This window comes from Herbidospora mongoliensis, from assembly GCF_001570545.1.
Lineage (GTDB): Bacteria > Actinomycetota > Actinomycetes > Streptosporangiales > Streptosporangiaceae > Herbidospora > Herbidospora mongoliensis.
The window spans coordinates 112,940-131,616 of the sequence record NZ_BBXD01000024.1 but is presented as its reverse complement, the minus strand read 5'-3'; the positions used below and the strand labels follow the sequence as shown (position 1 = coordinate 131,616).

The window sequence follows — 18,677 nt, the reverse complement described above, 5'->3', positions numbered from 1 at the left end:
TTATAGATTCGTGACTTATCGTGCTTGCATGCGTCGCAGATCGGCTGTCGCCGCCGTGTTCACGGTGGCCCTGCTGGCGGCGCCCGCGAGCGCGGCCGCGGGCGGGCCGGTGACGACCCTGTCCCCGACCGGGGGACGGGCCGACTATGACCAGGGCGTGCTCGACGTGTGGGACACCGAGGCCGACGGCCACGCGGTGCGAACCTACGTCGGCGTCGGAGGCGTGGGCCAGGGCTACGACGAGAACACCGGCGGCGCCGGAACCGTGGTCCGGCACTACCTGAAGCCGGCGGAGGGCGCTGATGTGGCGCTCCAGACCTGCCGGCAGACCGGAGACTTCGTCTCCGACTGCGGCGCGGTGGGAGGCTGACGTGCGCATGAGTCACGTGGATTCCAGTAAGCGTGGGGGCCTCGCGCCCGCGCTTTTCTCAAGACGCGGCTCTGTGGGTGGCTGACTTTGCGCATACTGCTCGCCGCCCTCGCGCTCACCGGCACCCTGAACGGCAGCGCGCTCGTCGAACGTCCCCCGCTCGTGCAGAACCTCTGGCCGCAGGCCGTGCACGTGATCCCGGCCGTGCTGGCCGACGGTCGGGCGATCACGCCTCGGCTGTTCCTCGATGACGACACCGTGCTGGTCACCGCCGCCAAGGGCTTCGAGCGCTCCGACGCGTTGATCGCGTACAAGCTGGCCGATGGGGAGACCACCGAGCTGGCCGATCTTCCACTGCCGCCCCGGACCGTCGTGCATCCCTCCGGCGTGGCTGTCGGAGCCGGGCACATCGCCTGGTGGACGGCGCGGCGGGACGGAACCGGGCGGGTGGGGGAGATCTGGTCGGTGCCCGTCGAGGGCGGCGACCCGGTTGCCATCGCGGCGTTCGCGCTGACCGGGACCGTCACCGGGTTGGAGCTGACCGCCCAGGGCGTGGTCTGGTCGACCGATGCCGGGGGCGTGTGGCGGGTTCCTTTCGAGGGCGGGCGTCCGACGGCGGTACCGGGGACTTCCGGGCAGCACGTGCTGAAGTGGCCGTGGGTGGGGTCGCCGGCCCGTGAGTTCACGACCGCGATCAACGTCGAGACGGGGGAGCGGCGGGTCACCCGGGCGGGGTCGCTGTGCGGGGTGAACCTGTGCGTGGGGCCTGATCGGCTGGCGTCGGCGCGGTCGGGGGCGGGGCTGCGGGCGACCAAGCTGACCGACCCGCCGGTCTCCCGGCCCGCGCTCGACCGGTTCGTCACGTCGAGCACGATGGCGGGGCCGGGGGAGATCTGGGCGGGCCTGTATGACCTGGTCTCCGGGCAGGTGGCCGATCTCGGGGTGAAACCGCTGCCGGCGCGGGGGGTGCAGGCGGGCGGGGTCGCGATCCCGGTGCCCGCCTCCGATGACCGGCTGCTGAGCTACCAGCAGGACGGGCGCTACGTCATCGTCGACCTGGCCAAGGCCGGGAGCTGACCTCACCGGGACATATTGACCCTGTGCCTCCGAGACCAGAAAGCCCTCGCCGACCTGCGACAGGCCCTTCTCGACCTTGGTCACCTTGAAGGCGAAGTCGCCGTCCTTGACGGTGTCGCCGATGCCGGCCGCCTTCGGCTCCTCGGGCTCCGCCTCGGCCCTGGCCTGCTCCGATTCCGGCGCGGCCCTCGCCGTGATGACCTTGGGTTCGGCCCCGCCGTTGACGATCGCGCCGACCACGGTCAGGCCCATGAGGACGGCGGCGCCGATCAGGACGGCCGACACCCATTCCCGGCGCGTACCGGAGGATCTCGAACGCCTGGTGCTCTGGCTGCTGCGCAAGGACCCGGGCGAGCGTCCGGCCTCAGCGGCGGTCGTCTACGACCGCCTGCTGAGCTTCTGCCGCGACCTGCCTTCGTTCCCCGGCTATGTGGACGCCGCTACGCCCGACCCCGTCCGCATGTACGCAAACGTCGTCGGCCGGATCAGAGCCGGTTGATGCCCACCACGTGGAGCACCGCCGACCCCTCCTCGTCGGACGCCGCCAGGTCGACGTCGGCCGCCACACCCCAGTCGCCGTCGCCGTTCGGGTCTTCGATGACCTGGCGCACCCGCCACAGCCCGGTCTCCTCCTCGATCCGGAGGAAGGCCGGTCCGCGGGCGGAGGGCCCGGTGCCGATCGTGTCGTGCTCCTCGTAGTAGGCGTCCAGGCCCGCGGCCCAGTCGACGTCCGGGTACATCTCTTCGAGCGTCTCCTGCTGGTCGAGGGCGGCCAGCTCCACCATCCGGAACATCGCGTTGCGCACCAGCACCCGGAACGCGCGGACGTTAGCGGTGACCGGCCGCAGCTTCGACTCCAGTTCGTCGCGCTGCTCCAGGGCCTCGGTCGGGTTGGCCAGTTTCTCCCACTCGTCGATCAGGCTGGAGTCGACCTGGCGGATCAGCTCGCCCAGCCACTCGATGAGGTCGATCAGGTCTTCGGTCTTCATGTGCTCCGGCACCGTCCGCGACAGGGCGCGGTAGGCGTCGGCGAGGTAGCGCAGCACCGTTCCCTCGGAGCGGGACAGCTCGTAGAACCCGATGTAGTCGGTGAAGGTCATCGCCCGCTCGTACATGTCGCGGATGATGGCCTTCGGGCTGACCGTGTGGTCGCCCACCCACGGATGTCCCTGCTTGTACGTCTCGTAAGCGCCGAACAGCAGCGTCTCCAGCGGCATCGGATAGGTGATCTCCTGGAGGAGCTCCATCCGCTCCTCGTATTCGATGCCGTCGGCCTTCATCTGGGCGACCGCCTCGCCCTTGGCCTTGTTGAGCTGGGCGTGCAGGATCTGGCGCGGGTCGTCGAGGGTCGACTCGACCACGCTGACGACGTCGAGGGCGTAGGTCGGGCTGTCGGGGGCCAGCAGCTCGAAGGTCGCCAGGGCGAAGGTGGACAGCGCCTGGTTGAGGGCGAAGTCCTGCTGGAGGTCGACGGTCAGGCGGGCGTAGCGGCCCTGCTCGTCGGGTTCCTTCAGCGTCTCGACGATGCCGCCGGCCAGCAGCGAGCGGTAGATCGCGATGGCGTGGCTGATGTGGCGGCGCTGGTTCTTGCGCTCTTCGTGGTTGTCGGTCAGCAGGCTCTTCATCGCGTCGTAGCAGTTGCCGGGACGGTTGATCACCGCCAGCAGCATCGCGTTGGAGACCTTGAAGCGGCTGGTCAGCGGCTCGGGCTCGGCCGTCTGGAGCTTCTCGAAGGTCTCCTCGCTCCAGTTGACGAAGCCCTCCGGCGGCTTCTTGCGGGCGTAGCCGCGTCGCCGTTTGGGGTCGTCGCCGATCTTCGCCAGCGCGCGGTCGTTCTCGATGACGTGGTCGGGGGCCTGGCAGGAGACGTAGCCGATCGTGTCGAAGCCGGCTCGGCCGGCGCGGCCGGCGATCTGGTGGAACTCGCGGGCGCGCAGGCGGCGGACGCGGCTGCCGTCGTATTTGGTCAGCGCGGTGAACAGGACCGTGCGGATCGGGACGTTGACGCCGACGCCGAGGGTGTCGGTGCCGCAGATGACCTTCAGCAGGCCGGCCTGGGCGAGCTTCTCCACGAGTCTGCGGTATTTGGGCAGCATGCCCGCGTGGTGGACGCCGATCCCGTGGCGTACCAGACGAGAGAGGGCGCGGCCGAACTTGGTCGTGAAGCGGAAGTTGCCGATCAGGGCCGCGATGGCCTCCTTCTCGGGCTTGCTGCACATGTTGATGCTCATCAGCGCCTGCGCGCGTTCCATCGCGGCGGCCTGGGTGAAGTGCACGACGTAGACGGGGGCCTGTCCGGTCGACAGGAACTCCTCCAGCGTCTCGTGCAAGGGGCTCATCCTGTACGAATAGACCAGCGGCACCGGCCGCTCGGAATGCTTCACCACGGCCGTCGGGCGGCCGGTGCGGCGGGTGAGGTCCTTGTCGAAGCGGCTCACGTCGCCGAGGGTCGCCGACATGATCACGAACTGGGCCTGCGGGAGCTCCAGCAGCGGGACCTGCCAGGCCCAGCCCCGGTCGTACTCGGCGTAGAAGTGGAACTCGTCCATGATGACCATGCCGATATCGGCCTCGCGGCCCTCGGCGAGCGCGACCTGGGCGAGGATCTCGGCGGTGCAGCAGATGATCGGGGCGTCGGCGTTGACCGAGGCGTCGCCGGTCATCATGCCGACGTTCTCGGTGCCGAAGATCGCGCACAGGTCGAAGAACTTCTCCGACACCAGCGCCTTGATGGGGGCGGTGTAGAAGGAGACCTGGTTGTTGGCCAGCGCGGCGAAGTGGGCTCCGGCCGCCACCAGCGACTTGCCCGAGCCGGTGGGGGTGGACAGGATCAGGTTGCTCCCGGTCACCACCTCCATCAGCGCCTCCTCCTGCGCCGGATAGAGCGTCAGCCCCCGCTCTTCGTTCCAGGCGGCGAACGCCTCGAAGAGGGCATCAGGGTCGGGGGTCCGCGGCAGTCGCTCGATCAGGCTCACCGCTCTATCCTGCCCCGAAGCAGGGGGAGAGCGAAACGAGACGCGGACGGCCGAAGGCCGGCCGTGGCTCGTGCCGGGAACCTGCCCGAACGAACAGAGTGTTCGTACAAGCTCGGGAAAGTCCGCGTGTCAGGGGGCTCGCGGCCCGGCTGGAGCACCGACATTGGCGGGATGCGGGAGACGATCGACCAGTGGCGGGAGCGCTGGGATTCCCTCGACCAGGAACGGCGGTCGCGGGTCGTCGACGTCACCCTGTCGGCCACGCTCCTGGTCTACACGCTGCCGCCGGCGCTGGTCGATCCGAACGACTCCGCCATCGCGGCGCCGATCTGGGTGGCCACGGCGAGCGCCGTGGTGGCGTCGCTGGCCATGCTGGTACGGCGGCGGTGGGCGGCGCCCTCGGTGGTGTTCTCGCTGGTCTGCTACCTGTTCACCGCGCAGGCGATGCCCGTGTCGATCGCCGCCTACGCGATGACGGCCCACCGGACCGTGCGGTGGTGGCAGGCCGTGGCGGCCCTGCTGACCGTGGGGTTCGCGCTGGGGAACTACTACCAGCCGCACGAGCATCCCAACGTGCTCGTCAGCGTGGTGCGGGCGTTCACGACCGTGTACGTGGCGGCCGTCCTCGGGACGTGGGTGCGCGGTTACCGCGATCTGATCCAGCGGCTGACCGATGACGTACACATCAGGGAAGAGAACGCCGCCGCGCGGGAGCGCAGGCGGATCGCGGCCGAACTGCACGACACCGTGACCCACGCCGTGACCGTGATGGTGCTCAAGGCCGGGATGATCCAGGAGGACACCGACGAGGAGGAGAACCCCGAGCTGGCCAGGGACATCGAAGATCAGGGTGTCCGGGCGCTCACGGAACTCCGCGAGCTGCTGACCGTTCTGCGGGCGGGGGATCTGCCCAGTTCGGCCCGGGGCGTCGACGGCATTCCGCAGCTCGTGGCCGACAGCAACACGACCGGGCAGCGGGTCGATCTGAACTTCGCGATCGAGGGTGTACGGCTGTCTCGCAGCGTCGAGCACGCCGCCTACCGGGTGGTCCAGGAAGGGCTCAACAACGCCCGCAAGCACGCGCCCCGGGCCACCGTCACGGTCACCGGGACCGTCTCCGACGACCAGCTCGTGATCGTCATCCACAACGCCGCCGCGCCGCCGCGCGTGCGGGTCTTCGGGGAGTCCGGCTACGGGCTGGCGGGCCTCCGTGAACGGATCATGCTGGTCGGGGGGACCCTGGCCGCCGGGGCGTCCGCCGGCGGGTTCACCCTGACCGCGCGAATCCCGGTCGCTCCAACAGTTCCCGAACCCTCCTGAGCGCCTCCTGAGCGCCGGTGCCGGGGACCGGGACGTACATGATCAATCGTTGACCCGAATCGGGGACGTCGAGAATCTGTCTCCGTACGTCGATCTCGCCGACGATCTCATGGAGCAGCTGTTTGCGCAGCTCACGACGGATCTCGACGTCGTGGGCGGCCCAGAGCTCGGCGAACAGGGGACTTCCGGCGGCCAGCTCGGTGGCGAGGTTCCGGAGCTGCGGCCGGGTCGCCGTGGCCGCCCTGAGCTCGCGGACGGCCGCCGCGGCGAACGAGTCGGCGTAACGGCAGACCTGCCGATGCACCGGACCGGCGAAGATGCCGCGCATCTCGTTCCCGCCCACCGTCAGATACGGGATCAGGTGCAGAGCCAGCGGGTTGGCGGCCAGGATGTCGAACCCGGCGTCGAGGACGTAGGCGGGAATGTCGGTCAGTGTCGCCAGGAAATCCTGAATGCCCTGCCCAGGAGCTTTTACCGGGCTGGACGCCTGCCTGGCACGAGAGGGCCCTGCTGACACCCCGGCCGGGTGGTCTTCTCCGTGGCCGGGTAGCTCGCCCGCCAGGTGGTAGAGGTGGGCGCGTTCGTCGCCGGTGAGCATGAGGGCGCGGGCCAGCGCGTTCAGGACCTGCCTCGACGGATGGGGGCCCCGGGCCTGCTCCAGCCGGATGTAGTAGTCGATCGACATCCCGGCCAGTTCGGCGACCTCCTGCCTGCGCAGCCCCGCGGTCCGCCGTCGGACGCCGTCGGGCAGCCCGACGTCGCGGGGCTTCAGCCGGGCGCGCCGGGTGCGGAGGAAGTCGGCCAGCCCGTTTCGGTCCATGAACCGATTTTTCCTCTTATTGGGGCGGCGTGGGTGGTACCACCGATCCCAGCCTCCGCCGGTCTCTCGTCCCCGGCACGCCGCCCGCCCACTGTTGAGCTCATGACAACCGCACTCATCACCGGCGCCAACAAGGGAATCGGCTACGAGACGGCCCGCCTCCTGGCCGAACGGGGCGTGACCGTCGTGATCGGCGCCCGGGATTCCCGGAAGGGCGAAGAGGCCGCAGCCCGCCTCGGGGCGACCTTCGTCGAACTCGACGTGACGTCGCCCGCGACGGTCAAGGCCGCCGCCGCCACCGTCGAGGAGCGCTTCGGCTCCCTCGACATCCTCGTCAACAACGCCGGGATCGGCGAATGGGGCCTGCCCTCGGCGACTTCGGCCACGCTGATGCGCGACCTCTACGAGGTCAACGTCTTCGGCGTCGTCGAGGTGACCAACGCGATGCTCCCGCTCCTGCGCAGATCGCCGGCGGCCCGGATCGTCATGGTCTCCAGCGAGGTCGGCAGCTTCGCCTCGGCCATCGACCCGGACGGCCCGTGGTTCGACATGAACGCCCTGGCCTACCAGTCGTCCAAGACGGCCCTGAACATGGTCACCGCCCTGTACGCGAAGGAACTCGCCCCGATCAAGGTCAACGCGATCTGCCCCGGCTACTGCGCGACCGACCTGAACGGCTTCCAAGCGACCCGACCGGCCGCCCAGGGCGCGGCCGTGTCGGTGTCGATGGCCCTGCTCGGCGACGACGGCCCGTCGGGCACGTTCGTCAACGAGGAGGGGACGCTCGCCTGGTGATCAGACGCGTTCGATGACGACGACCGGGATCTCTCGATCGGTCTTCTTCGTGTATTCGTTGTAGTCGGGCCAGGCTGCGGCCATCACCTGCCACATGTCCGGCTTCTCCTCCGGGGTGGCGGTCCGGGCCCGGGCGCGGAACCTGTCGCCCAGCACCTGGAACCCCACCTCGGGGTTCGCCTCGAGGTTCAGGTACCACTCGGGCGGGTTGTCAGCGCCGCCCTTGGAGGCGACCAGCAGGTAGTCGTCGCCGTATTTCTGGTAGATCAGCGGAGTCGTGTGTTCCTTGCCGGAACGGCGGCCCTTCGTGGTCAGCAGGGCCGCTGTCGTGCCCTGCCACTCGTGACCCTCGGCGCCGTCGGTCGCCTGATAACGCTCAACGTGTTCCTTGCCAAAGAGCATGTTGGCTCACCTACCCTTCCGGGCGGATCAACCCTCGTTCGCCTCGATCAATTCCAGGGCAACCTTCAGTGAAGTCTCGTAGCGCTCGTCCTCGTCGATCTCCGGGCCGGGCAGCATGAAGCCCACCGCGTGGATGGCGAACAGGGCGAGGCCGCGCTTCAGCCGGACCGTCAGCGTGTCGTCGTGGGAGACCAGCAGTCCGCTGAGTTCCAGGACCTTCTCGCGCATCTGCATGATCACCGGGTGGTGCTTCATCGCGGTCGGGTTGCGCTCCATGAAGCGGGTGATGGCCCGGCCCTCGTATGCGCCCTTGGCGTAATGGACGATCGCCTCGCGGCGCATCTCGGGCGTGACCGTCTCGTGGGCGCGCAGCTCCATGATGATCGCGTCGAGGGAGGAGATGCGGTCGACGACCATGCCCGCGACGATGTCTTCCTTGGTCTTGAAGTGGTAGTACAGCGCCGCCTTGGTCACCCCCAGCGCCTCGGCGATCTCCCGGAGCGAGGTCGCCTCGTAGCCCTGTTCGGTGAACAGTTCGAGCGCGATCTCCTGGATGCGCTCACGGGTGTCGCGGGTCTCCCGGGGGGCGAACGCACTTTCGGTGCTCGTCCGCTCACTCATCGTTAATTGTGTCCTTTAATCCAGCTTGACGGGCGGCAGGTAAGGACCTTACCTTAACCACGGTCACTTGCCGGTCGGCAAGTAAGCAAACGGGTTAACAAGGGGGCCCCGAAATGTCGGAAGCCGTCGCCACTCCTCCGGCGCGGTCCAGAGAAGTCATGATCATCCTCCCAGGGTTGCTCCTGGCGATGATGCTCGCCTTCCTCGACAACATGATCGTCGGCACCGCGATGCCCCGCATCGTCGGCGAACTCAACGGTCTCGAATACTTCACCTGGGTCACCACCGCCTACATCCTGGGCACGACGGTGTCCACCCCCATCTGGGGCAAACTGGGCGACCTCTACGGCCGCAAGACCGTCTTCCTCACCTCGATCGTCATCTTCCTGGTCGGATCGGCCCTGTGCGGCATGTCCGGCTCGGAGTTCCTCGGCGGCGTCGACAACGGCATGACCGAGCTGATCGCCTTCCGCGCGCTCCAGGGCCTCGGCGCCGGCGGCCTCATCGTCGGCGTGATGGCCATCATCGGCGACCTGGTCCCCCCGCGTGAGCGTGGTCAGTACCAGGGCATCATGGCCGCCATCATGTCTCTCGCGATGATCGCCGGCCCCCTCGCCGGCGGCTTCATCACCGACCACCTCGACTGGCGCTGGGCCTTCTACGTGAACCTGCCGCTCGGCGGCATCTCGCTGGTCTGGCTGTGGCTCAAACTCGACATTCCGAAGAAGCGCACCGAACACCGCATCGACTGGCTCGGCGCGATCATCCTGACGATCGGGATCACCGCTTTGGTCCTGCTCACCTCGTGGGGCGGCCAGAGCCATGGCTACCCGTGGGGATCCTGGCAGATCATCGGCCTCGGGGTGCTGGCCGTCGTGTCGTTCGTCTTCTTCATCCCTGTCGAGCGCCGCGCGCCCGAGCCGATCATGCCCCTGCACGTCTTCAAGGACCGCAACTTCAGCCTGATCTCGGGGGTCGGCTTCCTGCTCGGCTTCGCGATGTTCGGCGCGATCTCGTTCCTGCCGCTGTTCCAGCAGCTCGTGCAGGGCGCGACCGCGACCAACTCCGGCCTGCTGCTGCTGCCGATGATGGCCGCCTCCATGGTCGTCTCCCTGTACGTCGGCAAGCGCATCACCACCACCGGCAAGTACAAGTCGTTCCCGGTCATCGGCGGCGTGATCATGGCCATCGGCATGGCCCTGCTCACGCTGATGAACGTCGACACGCCCCTGTGGCAGACCGGCGTCTTCATCGCGGTGCTCGGCCTCGGCATGGGCTTCTTGATGCAGACGACCATGCTGATCGCGCAGAACAGCGTGGAGCAGAAGGACCTCGGCGTCGCCTCCAGCGCGGCGACGTTCTTCCGGTCGATCGGTGGCTCGTTCGGCGTCGCGCTGTTCGGCGCGGTGTTCAACAACCACCTGACCGACAGCCTGACCGACAAGTTCGGCCCGCAGGCCGCGGAGATGGTGTCCTCGGGCGGCTCGATGAGCCCGGCGGCCATCGCGCAGCTCCCGGCCGAGGTCAAGGGCGGCTTCCTGGAGTCGCTGGCCGGTTCGATCAGCGGCGTGTTCCTGTGGGCGGTCGTGTTCGCGGTCGTCGTGCCGATCCTGGCGGCCTTCGTCAAGGAGGTCCCGCTGCGGGGCGGCCCCGAGGAGCTCAGCAAGGAAGAGCCGGTCGCGGCGCTTTAGAACCTTCCTGCATTTCTGTCGGTACGGCCCCCGCCAAGGCGGGGGCCGCACTCATCTCATCCGCCGGTACGGCGGCCTCGGACCAGGAACAACCCCAGGCCCAGCAGGACGATCAAGGCGGCACCGGCCCACAGGAAACCGCCGCCGGAGTCCTCTTCGGTCGCGGAGACGGGCTGAGGGTTCACCTTCGGGGCCGCCGGTTCGGTGGCGGCGGGCGTGCTGCCCGCCTGCGGACTGTCGGCGGTGTCGGTCGCGGGGCCGGTCGCGGAACCCGCCAGGGTGAACGGGATCTCACCCTCGATCGGGTGCCCGTCCGAAGAGACCACCCGCCAGCCGATCACATACTTTCCCGGCGGTGGTGGCGACACCGGCCCGGCCACCAGGTCCTTGCCCCGCACCTCCGGCTCGGTCAGCGCGATCGTGGCGCCCGCCGCGTCGTGGAGGACCATCGCGGGGAACCGCACCCCGGCCGAGAAGGTCAGCGTGATCGAGTCGAGTGACTCGACGGTCGCGTCCTTGGCGGGGTCGCTGCCCTTGAGCTGGTCATGCGCCAGCGCGGGCGCGGCCCCGGCAATCAGCACCAAGGCCATGGCGGCAATCGCCGCGACCACGGTGGTGAGCGCCGCGGCCATTTTCACGACCGTGGCCGCGAGCGCCTTCACGACAGGACCTCCTGGCCGATCCAGCCCTTCTCGTCGCAGCCCTTCGGGATGGCGAACACCGCCGCCCCGATCGGGGTGATCCACTCGTTGAGCAGATCGGCCTCGGCCAGCCGCTTCTGGATGGGCACGAACTGGCGCTCGATGTCCGCCTGGTAGGAGGCGAACACCAGGCCCGAGTCGGCGTGGCCCTGCGAGGTGACCTCCTCGTCGTAGTTGTACACACGCCGCAGAATGCGCAACGACGGGTCGCCGACGTGGGCGCGGCGGATGTGCGCGTACTCGGAGATCACCGGGAAGCCGTGCGCGCCGGCGGCGGCGAAGTCGGGCGGGTCCTGCTCCCGGGTGCCGGTGAGCGGGGCGCCGGTCGACAGGCGGCGGCCGATGGTGAACTCCCTGGCCACGACGTCGGCGGCGTCCCAGGTCTCCAGCTCGGCCCTGATCCGGCGCACGACCAGCTGGGTCGTGCCGTCGGGCCGCCACACCGCCAGGTCGAACTCCGGAGTGCCCGGTCTGGGGTTGGCGGTGCCGTCCATCTGGCCCATCACATTGCGCTGGGTGTGCCCGGACGGCTGGGTGCCGGCGGCGCGGCGGAAGCCCCGCTGGGTCCAGCGGACGGTGGCGAACGAACGGGCGTCCTTGACGATCATCCGCAGGGCGTGGGTGACGGTCAGCGGGTCGTCGGCGCAGATCTGGACGAGCAGGTCGCCACCGCTCCACTTCTTGTCCAGCTTGTCGACGGCGAACCTGGGCAGCGGCCTGATCGGGGACTTCGCGTCCGCATGGGCGTACAGACCGGGACCGAAACCGAAGGTCACGGTCAGTCGCGCCGGCGACGCCGCCAGTTCTGGCTCGGTGTCGGCGAGCGCCGGGCGGCCCTGGGTGAGCCGCCTGGCGTCGTCGGTGAGCAGCCGCATCATCCGGGCCAGCGCGTCCCGATCGGTGTCCTTACGCAGGTCGAAGGCGACGAAGACGGCGTGGGCCTGCGGCTCGGTGGCGACGCCGGCCTGCCTCGGGCCGTGGAAGGCCACCGCGGTCTCGGCGGCCCTGGCCGAGAGGGCCGGAGCAGCCGGGGCGAGCGCGACCACCCCCGCCACGACACCGCCGGTGAGCAGGCCCCGCCGGGTCAGCTCAGCCATTGTCGGACTCGCCGCCCATGTCCATGCCCGGCTGGTAGTCCTCCTTCGCCCCGGCGAAGTCCTTGCCGAGCGCGGTGAACTCGAAGGTGCCGCCGTCGGCGAGGGTGAGGGTGAACGGGATCTCGGCGCCGGGCTCGACCGGCTGCTTGGCGTCCATGATCATGATGTGGTCGCCGCCGGGCGTCAGCTCGTGGGTGCCGCCCGCCGGAATCACGAAGCCGCCCTTCTTGGGCTGCATGACCATCTTGCCGTCGGATTCGACGACCTCGTGCAGCTCGATCATCGGCGACAGCGGGCTGGCGCCCGACACGACGGTGATGTCGGCCCCGGAGTTGTTGACCAGGGTGCCGAAGGCGGCGGTCATGCCCTTCTTCGCCGTCTTCACCCACGGATCGGTGATCGACAGAGCGGGGGCGGCGGGCGTGGACGCGGCGGGTGCGGACGCGACCGGAACGGCGGCGACGGGAGCGGCGGCCGGCGTCTCGGTGGAGCCGCACGACGAGATCGCGGCGGCGGTGGCGACGGCGAGCAGGGACAACGCGAAGCGCGAAGACATGAGAGAAAGAACCCTTCAGGGGAAACGGCAACGTCAGAGAACCGCGCTGACCTCAGGTCAGGCGGTGGCGAAGGCTGACGTGCCGGGAGGCCCCCGGCGGCTGATCTCATGCCGGGACAGCGCCGACGACGGGACGACGACCCGATCGGCGGACGGCGGGCAGACCTGCGGATGCCCCGGCTCGATGGCCACGCGCAGCAGCAGGAGGAGCCGGACGTCGAGGCGGCGCAGCAGCGTCCACAGCAGCGCCTCACCCCGCGCCAGCCACAGTGCCGTCAGCCCCGCCGCCCACGTGTGCGTGAGCAGCATGCTCAGGCTGGGCAGCAGCGTGGCCGGGTGGTGGTGCCCCGCCATCATGGGCTCGACGGTGTGGGCGTAGGAGAACATCAGGTGCAGCACGGCCTGACACCCGGCCAGCGCCGGGAAGATCACCTGGATCGGCCGCTCGCGCCCGGCCAGGGCGCACCCGACGAGAAACGACAGGGCGAGCGCGACGAACACCGACGCCGCCGTGGTCGTGCCGCCCGCGTAGGCGTGCGCGCCGACACTCAGCATGACCGAGACCGCCCCGAAAACGGCGGCCCGGACGACGCGGAAGGGCGTCGAAGCTGGCGTGGCGCTAGTCATTTCGCGGTCATCATCGCACGGCGCGGGCCCGGTGCGTCCACCGGCCGAGGCTGTGCGCCCGCTTCGAACGTTCCGTCACGGCTCCCGCCTGAGACCGGGCCGTGAACCCTCTGGCTGCGGGGAGCGTCCATGTGTCCATGAGGCTCTCCCCGCTGTTACCGGCGATTGTCCTGAGTGCGGCCTGCACGCCCGCGCCCGCAGCCGTCACGCCGGCCCCGGGGTCGGGGTCATCGTGAGGACGGGCTGCCGGCCACCCGTCTACAACGGCAGTCTCATCGGGATCGGGGAGTTCCCCCAGCTGAAGGCGTTGTCCACCGGGGGATAGCGGCAGGGGAGTCATCCCCCGGTCGCCATGGCGTGCCATCCGAGCGGATGAGACCCACCTGCCGAAGGATGATGTCCGCGAGGCCCCGCATAGGTGAGCGTGGAAGGTATGAATCGACTATGGGGAACTACGGCCGCCCTCGTCTTGTTCGGCGCGCTCGCGGCCTGTGGCACTCAGGAGGCGGCGGCACCCCCCGTCGCCACCCCCAAGCACGGTCATTCGGCGGCCGAGGAGAAGCCGCTCCCGTTACGGGACGGCGAGCGGTTCGTCACGTTGACGATGCCGGAGCCGTACACCCCCAAAGGACCCAACGGCGGGTCGGACGACTATCGGTGCTTCCTCATCGACCCCGGCACCGAAGGCAGCGGGTTCCTGACGGGAGCCCAGTTCCAGCCGCTCAACACCGCCGTCGTCCACCACGCCATCTTCTTCCGGCTGTCGCCCGAGCAGGTCGCCGAGGCCAAGAAGATGGACACCGCGGCCCCCGGCCAGGGCTGGACCTGTTTCGCCGACGCGGGGGTCCGCGAGGCCGGTTGGGTGTCCCACTGGGCGCCGGGCACCACCGAGACCCTGCTCGACCCGAAGTACGGCCATCCGGTACCGCCGGGCAGCCAGCTGGTCATGCAGGTCCACTACAACACCCGGGCCGGGTCGGGTCCCGACCAGTCGGCGATCCGGCTGCGGGTCAGCGACAAGCAGCTCGAACCCCTCAGCACCGCGCTCTTCCCGGGCGGGGTCGAGTTGCCGTGCACGGCGGAGGAGTCGGGGCCGCTCTGCGAGCGTGGGGCCGCCATCCAGGACATCGGCCGCCGGTTCGGGCCCGAGTCGCAGGCGACGCCGGACGGGCTCGCGCAGATGTGTGGCGCGGCCGAACCCGGGCCCACCCAGCACTGCGACATCCCCGTGCGGCGGCCGGGTCTGCTGCACGCGCTGACGGGGCACATGCATCTGCTCGGACGGTCCATCAAGGTCGAGCTCAACCCCGGCAAGGCCGAGGCCCGGACGCTCCTGGACGTCCCGGAATACAACTTCGACAACCAGGCCCTCGTCCCGCTCGCCACGCCCGTGAAGGTCGGCCAGGGTGACGTGGTCCGGGTGACGTGCACCCACGACGCCAAGCTCCGGTCGATGCTGCCGCAGTTCGAGAAGGAAGAGCCCCGCTACGTCGTCTGGGGTGAGGGGACCGCCGACGAGATGTGCCTGGGGGTCGCCATCATGTCGGCCTGAGTTACCCTTCCGGGCCATGGGGCACTCGCACGGGCCGGTCGCGCCCGCCGACCGCAGAACCGTCTGGGCCGTGCTGGCCGTCATCGTGCCGCTGGCGATCGCGACGCTGGTCGCGCTCGTCGTCCTGTGGCCGGGTGACGTCAGCAAAGCGCAGGAGCCCCAGCTTCCCGAGCTCAAGGGGACGATCACGTCGATCTCCCAGGAGACGGCGACCGTCGAGTTGTCGCGGTTCCACACGGTCCGCGCCCTGCTGCCGACCGCGCCGGGTTCCGCGACGTTCGCCGACGGCGACGAGGTCATCGTGCTGGACCTGCAGGACGGCACCTACGCCGTCTCCGACCACGACCGCTCGTCGTCGATGTGGCTGCTCGGGGCGGCGTTCGCGCTGGCGGTGATCGCCTTCGGGCGCTGGCGGGGGCTCACCGCGCTGGCCGGGCTCGCGATCACGTTCGGGCTGCTGCTCACGTTCGTGCTCCCGGCCATCCTGGCCGGGAGATCCCCGTTGCTGGTCGCCGTCGTCGGCGCGGCGGCGATCATGCTGATCGTCCTGTACGTCACCCACGGCGTCTCCGTGCCCACCTCGGTCGCCGTGATCGGCACCCTGGTCAGCCTCGGCCTCACGGGGGTGCTCTCGATGCTGGCCATCGACTGGGCCCATCTCACCGGCGTGAGCGACGACAGCAGCTGGCTGCTCGGGACGAACTACCAGATCAACACCCAGGGCCTGCTGCTGGCCAGCATCATCATCGGCTCGCTGGGCGTCCTCGACGACGTCACGGTCACCCAGAGCGCCACGGTCGCCGAACTCGCCCACGCCAACCCCGGGTACACGGCCCGGCAGCTCTACCGGGCCGCGACGCGGGTCGGGCGGGCGCACATCGCTTCGGTCATCAACACGATCGTGCTCGCGTACGCCGGTGCGTCGCTCCCCCTGCTGCTGCTCATCAGCATCGGGAACGAGCCCCTGGGTGAGGTGCTGACCGGGCCGGTGGTCGCGCAGGAGCTCGTGCGGAGCATCGTGGGGACGATCGGGCTGGTCGCGGCGGTGCCGATCACGACGGCGCTGGCCGCGCTGACCTGCCGGGGGCGGGCCCGTCCGGGCCGGGACGTGCCCGAACGGACCCGCGATCTGGTGACCGGTTAGACGCGGCGAAGGTAGTAGCCGTACGACCAGCCGGTGGTGCCGTCCTTCCTGGTGATCTTCACCCAGCCGCCCTTCTTGACCGGGGAGCCCTGGACGGTCGCCCTCCACTTGAGCTTGCCGACCACCTCGTGCTTCAGGCCGGGGCCCGACCGCATGTTGAGGCGGCTGCCCTTGCGGACGTGCTGGACCCGGTACGTGACCGAGGTCCCGGCGGCCACGACCGTCAGGTAGCCGAAGGCGGTCGGGTAGGGCTGGCCCTGGCAGGCGACGGAGATCGAGTAGGTGCCCGGCTTGGTGCCCGACCAGACGGTGGCGGTGCCCGCGGCCCGAACACCGTTGGGCAGCAGGGTGACGCTGCGGCCCCAGGCCGGCGAATAGGCGTAGCCGGGCCGGGTGGGGCAGGCCTTGGTCCGGAGCCGGACGGTCTGCCCCGCGTGGACGGTGGAGGGGGCGGCGGTGACCGCCGGGGCGGCGGCGCGGGAGGGCGCGGTGCTCGCGTCGGCCGGGAGGGCCAGGCAGAACACGGTCGCGGCGACGAGGGCGGCGGGCTTGACGAGATCCATGATCTCACTCCTTACGTACCAGGCAGGCTTTTGACCTGCTGTTACTACTCATAGTAATCGCATGATTACTTATTGTGAATAGCTTGAAGCAGATCTGGTTGCCAACCCGCGGTGGGGGGTCCGTACCGTGGGAAGGGCCGGGACGTTGAAGGAGGATCGATTCCATACTAAGTTTGTAGGAAAAGTGGAGGATTATCGTGACTCTGCCCGGCTTCCTGGTCGTCGGGGCCCCGAAGGCCGCCACGACCGCCCTGCACGCCGCGCTCAGCGCCCACCCCGACCTGTACCTGTCGGCGGTGAAGGAGCCCAAGTTCTTCCTGTCCGACGGTCCGCCGCCGGAGAAGGGCGGGCCCGGCGACGCGGAGACCTACCGCGAGCACGTCTGGCGCCGCTCCGACTACGAGGCCCTGTTCCGGCCGGGATACCTGAACGGTGAGTCGACCCCGTTCTACCTGTACGACCGGGACGCCCAGCGGCGCATCAAGGACCTGATCCCGGAGGTCCGGCTGATCGTGGTGCTGCGGGATCCGATCGAGCGGGCCCATTCCAACTGGACGCACCTGTGGTCGGCCGGGCTGGAGCCGGTCGGCGACTTCGTCGAGGCGTGCGCGCGCGAGTCGGAGCGGATCGCGGCCGGATGGGCGCCGTTCTGGCACTACGTGGGTCTGGGCAAGTACGGCGAGCAGCTCCGTGACCTCTACGACCTGTTCACCGAGGAGCAGGTGCTCGTCTTCCGCTACCGCGACCTGCTCGACCGCCCCCAGGAGACGCTCGACCGTATCTGCGGGCATCTGGGGGTGCGTACCGGACTGATCTCCGAGGTCCCCCGCGAGAACGTGACCGTGCACCCTCACGAGACGGTGCTGCACCAGGTGCTGTCGCAGGTGGTCCGGGTCGGCGACCGCCTCGGCGGCCAGGCGCTGACCGCCCCGCTCGCCCGGGTGCTCCAGCGTGACGGCCGGGCCCGGCGGCCCCTGACGTGGGAGCAGCGCCAGGACCTGATCCCCTACTTCACCGACGACATCAAGCTGCTCGAAGAGGTGACGGGGGAGGACTTCGCCGACTGGGTCAGGCCGAGGGACCGCTCGGGCGGCCAGGTCGGCCACCGGCCGGAGGGCCAGGGCCAGGCCAGGAACGGGCGGCCCAGGTAGGTATCGCTTCTCAGGGCTGAACGGAGGGCCGCGCGGGCGAGTCGCCGCGCGGCCCTCCGGCTGTCGTCGTGCCAGATCGTCGGCAGGTGCCGCGATCGGCCGCCAGGCCGGCCCCTCGTCTCCTAGACGAGTTCCGTGCGCAGGTCGTGGGCGCCGTCGGGGCGGGTCCACTCGTAGTAGATGCGCCGGCCGCCGCCGGGCAGGTCGATGATGTCGAGGTACCTGAGGCCCCCATGAGGGGACTGGGCGTGCGGGTGGACGCCCACCGCCGTCAGCGTCGACGGGTCGGGGCCGGTGGCGACGCCCGTGCGCTCCTCGTAGTTCTCGGCCGCGCTGGCCCGGCCGTCGTAGTAGGCCAGCACGCCGTCGTCGGTGAAGCGGACCGCCGAGACGCGGACGCCGCGTGAGTCCCAGGCGCCGGGGCGGCGGTCGAGGGCGGTGCCGTGCCAGGTCCAGTCGCGGCCGTCGGGGCTGGTGGCGTAGTCGGTGACCATCTGGTCGGCCTCTTCGGCGATCTCCAGCGGGTGGCAGGAGGCCCACAGGTGCCACTGGCCGCCGTGGTGGACGATCACCGGGTCCTTGACGCCCGTTTTGAGGTCGCCGGGGAGGACCACGTGTGCGGTCGCGGGGTCGAGGTCCTCGGGGCGGGAGGCCTCCAGGAGTTCCACCCGCCAGTGTTTGGTTCCGTAGGTGGCGCAGCTCAAATAGAGCCGCCAGGTGCCCGACGGGGTCAGCACGAGCGTGGGGCGCTCCAGCGACTCGGTCCGCATCTGGTCTTTGGTGATCGTCAGTACCGGTTCGAAGCGCTCGCCGTCGTCCGAGCGGGCGATCTGGATCGCGTAGCCGCGACCCTCGCCGATCGGGCGGCGTAGCCGGTAGGCCAGGTAGATCGTCCCGTCGGGCGTGACGACGGCGCTCGGCGCGCCGGCCCAGAAACCGGGGCCGTCTCCTGGCGGGGGAATCGCCACGACGGAACGCTGGGGCTGAGGGAGGAACATTCCGGAGTCTCCAAGGATCACACGACGACCATAGACAGCCAGGTCGTGGGGTCAGAGAGGTTTTGCCAGGTCGTTAACTCGACAAACCCTACCCTTTTAATAGGTTTATAAGTCGGTGATATTTCCCTGAACCCTCCTCGGCGCACCCGCGTATCTCCGCCCGTAAGGGAGCTTCGCGAACCTCCGCACCTTAGGTCATGCACCGAGAAGGCCCTCG

The 18,677-nt window shown here is 69.6% G+C and carries 19 protein-coding genes; 9 read left to right on the top strand and 10 right to left on the bottom strand.

All coding sequences use genetic code 11. The annotated features are described in order from the left end of the window. The first annotated feature begins 28 nt into the window (after nucleotides 1-28). From AW272_RS35120 to AW272_RS35110, 3 genes are all read left to right on the top strand, one after another. Nucleotides 29-370, top strand: coding sequence for a hypothetical protein (locus tag AW272_RS35120; RefSeq protein WP_157519073.1), 342 nt, complete (start codon nucleotides 29-31; stop codon nucleotides 368-370). 87 nt (nucleotides 371-457) lie between these two features. Next, nucleotides 458-1,447, top strand: a complete 990-nt coding sequence (locus AW272_RS35115) for a hypothetical protein (protein ID WP_066374268.1) — start codon at nucleotides 458-460, stop codon at nucleotides 1,445-1,447. A 121-nt stretch (nucleotides 1,448-1,568) separates the two neighbouring features. Then, entirely contained in the window at nucleotides 1,569-1,946 is a 378-nt protein-coding gene (locus AW272_RS35110; RefSeq protein ID WP_157519071.1) for a hypothetical protein, read from the top strand. On the opposite strand, the gene AW272_RS35105 is transcribed toward AW272_RS35110, so the two are convergent. Then, nucleotides 1,933-4,422, bottom strand: coding sequence for a DEAD/DEAH box helicase (locus AW272_RS35105; RefSeq protein WP_066374266.1), 2,490 nt, complete (start codon nucleotides 4,420-4,422; stop codon nucleotides 1,933-1,935). The genes AW272_RS35110 and AW272_RS35105 overlap by 14 nt on opposite strands. Nucleotides 4,423-4,593: 171 nt before the next feature. Between AW272_RS35105 and AW272_RS35100 the strand changes: the two genes are divergently transcribed. Continuing rightward, a complete protein-coding gene (locus tag AW272_RS35100; protein ID WP_066374264.1) occupies nucleotides 4,594-5,742 on the top strand; it encodes a sensor histidine kinase in 1,149 nt (382 codons plus the stop codon). Here the strand turns inward: AW272_RS35100 and AW272_RS35095 are convergent. Continuing rightward, nucleotides 5,690-6,562, bottom strand: a complete 873-nt coding sequence (locus tag AW272_RS35095) for a helix-turn-helix transcriptional regulator (RefSeq protein WP_066374259.1) — start codon at nucleotides 6,560-6,562, stop codon at nucleotides 5,690-5,692. The two genes, AW272_RS35100 and AW272_RS35095, sit on opposite strands and share 53 nt — an antisense overlap. Nucleotides 6,563-6,664: 102 nt before the next feature. On the opposite strand from AW272_RS35095, the gene AW272_RS35090 reads away from it, so the two are divergent. After that, complete coding sequence (locus tag AW272_RS35090) at nucleotides 6,665-7,357, top strand: SDR family NAD(P)-dependent oxidoreductase (RefSeq protein ID WP_066374258.1); 693 nt, start codon at nucleotides 6,665-6,667, stop codon at nucleotides 7,355-7,357. Here AW272_RS35090 and AW272_RS35085 read toward each other — a convergent pair whose 3' ends face one another. Together AW272_RS35085 and AW272_RS35080 are read right to left on the bottom strand one after the other, a co-directional pair. Continuing rightward, a complete protein-coding gene (locus tag AW272_RS35085) occupies nucleotides 7,358-7,759 on the bottom strand; it encodes a nitroreductase family deazaflavin-dependent oxidoreductase (protein WP_066374257.1) in 402 nt (133 codons plus the stop codon). It lies immediately after the preceding gene. Nucleotides 7,760-7,786: 27 nt separating this feature from the next. Next, nucleotides 7,787-8,380, bottom strand: a complete 594-nt coding sequence (locus tag AW272_RS35080; protein ID WP_066374256.1) for a TetR/AcrR family transcriptional regulator — start codon at nucleotides 8,378-8,380, stop codon at nucleotides 7,787-7,789. A 158-nt stretch (nucleotides 8,381-8,538) separates the two neighbouring features. Here AW272_RS35080 and AW272_RS35075 point away from each other — a divergent pair, with 158 nt between their 5' ends. After that, nucleotides 8,539-10,071 carry an MDR family MFS transporter gene (locus AW272_RS35075; RefSeq protein ID WP_245657882.1) on the top strand — a complete coding sequence of 511 codons (1,533 nt, stop codon included), beginning with the start codon at nucleotides 8,539-8,541 and terminating at the stop codon, nucleotides 10,069-10,071. Nucleotides 10,072-10,127: 56 nt separating this feature from the next. Here the strand turns inward: AW272_RS35075 and AW272_RS35070 are convergent, their stop codons facing one another. Genes AW272_RS35070 through AW272_RS35055 form a run of 4 tightly spaced genes read right to left on the bottom strand, consistent with a single transcriptional unit; the run spans nucleotide 10,128 to nucleotide 13,052 of the window. Then, nucleotides 10,128-10,733 (bottom strand): copper resistance CopC family protein, encoded by a 606-nt coding sequence (locus AW272_RS35070; protein ID WP_083959023.1) that lies wholly within the window; start codon nucleotides 10,731-10,733, stop codon nucleotides 10,128-10,130. Then, the gene (locus AW272_RS35065) at nucleotides 10,730-11,869 is read right to left on the bottom strand and encodes a Dyp-type peroxidase (RefSeq protein ID WP_066374254.1); all 1,140 of its coding nucleotides are present in this window, start codon (nucleotides 11,867-11,869) and stop codon (nucleotides 10,730-10,732) included. Before AW272_RS35065 ends, AW272_RS35070 begins: the two co-directional genes overlap by 4 nt. Next, the gene (locus AW272_RS35060; RefSeq protein WP_066374249.1) at nucleotides 11,862-12,425 is read right to left on the bottom strand and encodes a copper chaperone PCu(A)C; all 564 of its coding nucleotides are present in this window, start codon (nucleotides 12,423-12,425) and stop codon (nucleotides 11,862-11,864) included. The genes AW272_RS35065 and AW272_RS35060 overlap by 8 nt, the downstream gene beginning before the upstream one ends. A gap of 57 nt (nucleotides 12,426-12,482) precedes the next feature. Then, nucleotides 12,483-13,052 (bottom strand): hypothetical protein, encoded by a 570-nt coding sequence (locus tag AW272_RS35055; protein WP_066374247.1) that lies wholly within the window; start codon nucleotides 13,050-13,052, stop codon nucleotides 12,483-12,485. Nucleotides 13,053-13,485: 433 nt separating this feature from the next. On the opposite strand from AW272_RS35055, the gene AW272_RS35050 reads away from it, so the two are divergent. After that, nucleotides 13,486-14,604: a monooxygenase gene (locus tag AW272_RS35050; protein ID WP_066374245.1), complete on the top strand. Its 1,119-nt coding sequence runs from the start codon at nucleotides 13,486-13,488 to the stop codon at nucleotides 14,602-14,604. A gap of 16 nt (nucleotides 14,605-14,620) precedes the next feature. Continuing rightward, nucleotides 14,621-15,748, top strand: a complete 1,128-nt coding sequence (locus AW272_RS35045; RefSeq protein WP_066374243.1) for a YibE/F family protein — start codon at nucleotides 14,621-14,623, stop codon at nucleotides 15,746-15,748. On the opposite strand, the gene AW272_RS35040 is transcribed toward AW272_RS35045, so the two are convergent. Further along, nucleotides 15,745-16,311, bottom strand: a complete 567-nt coding sequence (locus tag AW272_RS35040) for an SH3 domain-containing protein (RefSeq protein WP_066374241.1) — start codon at nucleotides 16,309-16,311, stop codon at nucleotides 15,745-15,747. The two genes, AW272_RS35045 and AW272_RS35040, sit on opposite strands and share 4 nt — an antisense overlap. Nucleotides 16,312-16,508: 197 nt before the next feature. Between AW272_RS35040 and AW272_RS35035 the strand changes: the two genes are divergently transcribed. Next, nucleotides 16,509-17,462 (top strand): sulfotransferase, encoded by a 954-nt coding sequence (locus tag AW272_RS35035; RefSeq protein WP_066374237.1) that lies wholly within the window; start codon nucleotides 16,509-16,511, stop codon nucleotides 17,460-17,462. A 122-nt stretch (nucleotides 17,463-17,584) separates the two neighbouring features. On the opposite strand, the gene AW272_RS35030 is transcribed toward AW272_RS35035, so the two are convergent. Beyond that, entirely contained in the window at nucleotides 17,585-18,430 is an 846-nt protein-coding gene (locus tag AW272_RS35030; protein ID WP_245657881.1) for a glycoside hydrolase family protein, read from the bottom strand. Nucleotides 18,431-18,677 lie beyond the last annotated feature (247 nt).

Coding starts and splice junctions, on each gene's coding strand:
- AW272_RS35080 (WP_066374256.1), bottom strand. CDS start 8,380: ATGAGTGAGCGGACGAGCACCGAAAGTGCGTTCGCCCCCCGGGAGACC.
- AW272_RS35045 (WP_066374243.1), top strand. CDS start 14,621: ATGGGGCACTCGCACGGGCCGGTCGCGCCCGCCGACCGCAGAACCGTC.
- AW272_RS35095 (WP_066374259.1), bottom strand. CDS start 6,562: ATGGACCGAAACGGGCTGGCCGACTTCCTCCGCACCCGGCGCGCCCGG.
- AW272_RS35040 (WP_066374241.1), bottom strand. CDS start 16,311: ATGGATCTCGTCAAGCCCGCCGCCCTCGTCGCCGCGACCGTGTTCTGC.
- AW272_RS35075 (WP_245657882.1), top strand. CDS start 8,539: ATGATCATCCTCCCAGGGTTGCTCCTGGCGATGATGCTCGCCTTCCTC.
- AW272_RS35100 (WP_066374264.1), top strand. CDS start 4,594: ATGCGGGAGACGATCGACCAGTGGCGGGAGCGCTGGGATTCCCTCGAC.
- AW272_RS35050 (WP_066374245.1), top strand. CDS start 13,486: ATGAATCGACTATGGGGAACTACGGCCGCCCTCGTCTTGTTCGGCGCG.
- AW272_RS35065 (WP_066374254.1), bottom strand. CDS start 11,869: ATGGCTGAGCTGACCCGGCGGGGCCTGCTCACCGGCGGTGTCGTGGCG.
- AW272_RS35085 (WP_066374257.1), bottom strand. CDS start 7,759: ATGCTCTTTGGCAAGGAACACGTTGAGCGTTATCAGGCGACCGACGGC.
- AW272_RS35110 (WP_157519071.1), top strand. CDS start 1,569: ATGCCGGCCGCCTTCGGCTCCTCGGGCTCCGCCTCGGCCCTGGCCTGC.
- AW272_RS35060 (WP_066374249.1), bottom strand. CDS start 12,425: ATGTCTTCGCGCTTCGCGTTGTCCCTGCTCGCCGTCGCCACCGCCGCC.
- AW272_RS35090 (WP_066374258.1), top strand. CDS start 6,665: ATGACAACCGCACTCATCACCGGCGCCAACAAGGGAATCGGCTACGAG.
- AW272_RS35055 (WP_066374247.1), bottom strand. CDS start 13,052: ATGACTAGCGCCACGCCAGCTTCGACGCCCTTCCGCGTCGTCCGGGCC.
- AW272_RS35120 (WP_157519073.1), top strand. CDS start 29: ATGCGTCGCAGATCGGCTGTCGCCGCCGTGTTCACGGTGGCCCTGCTG.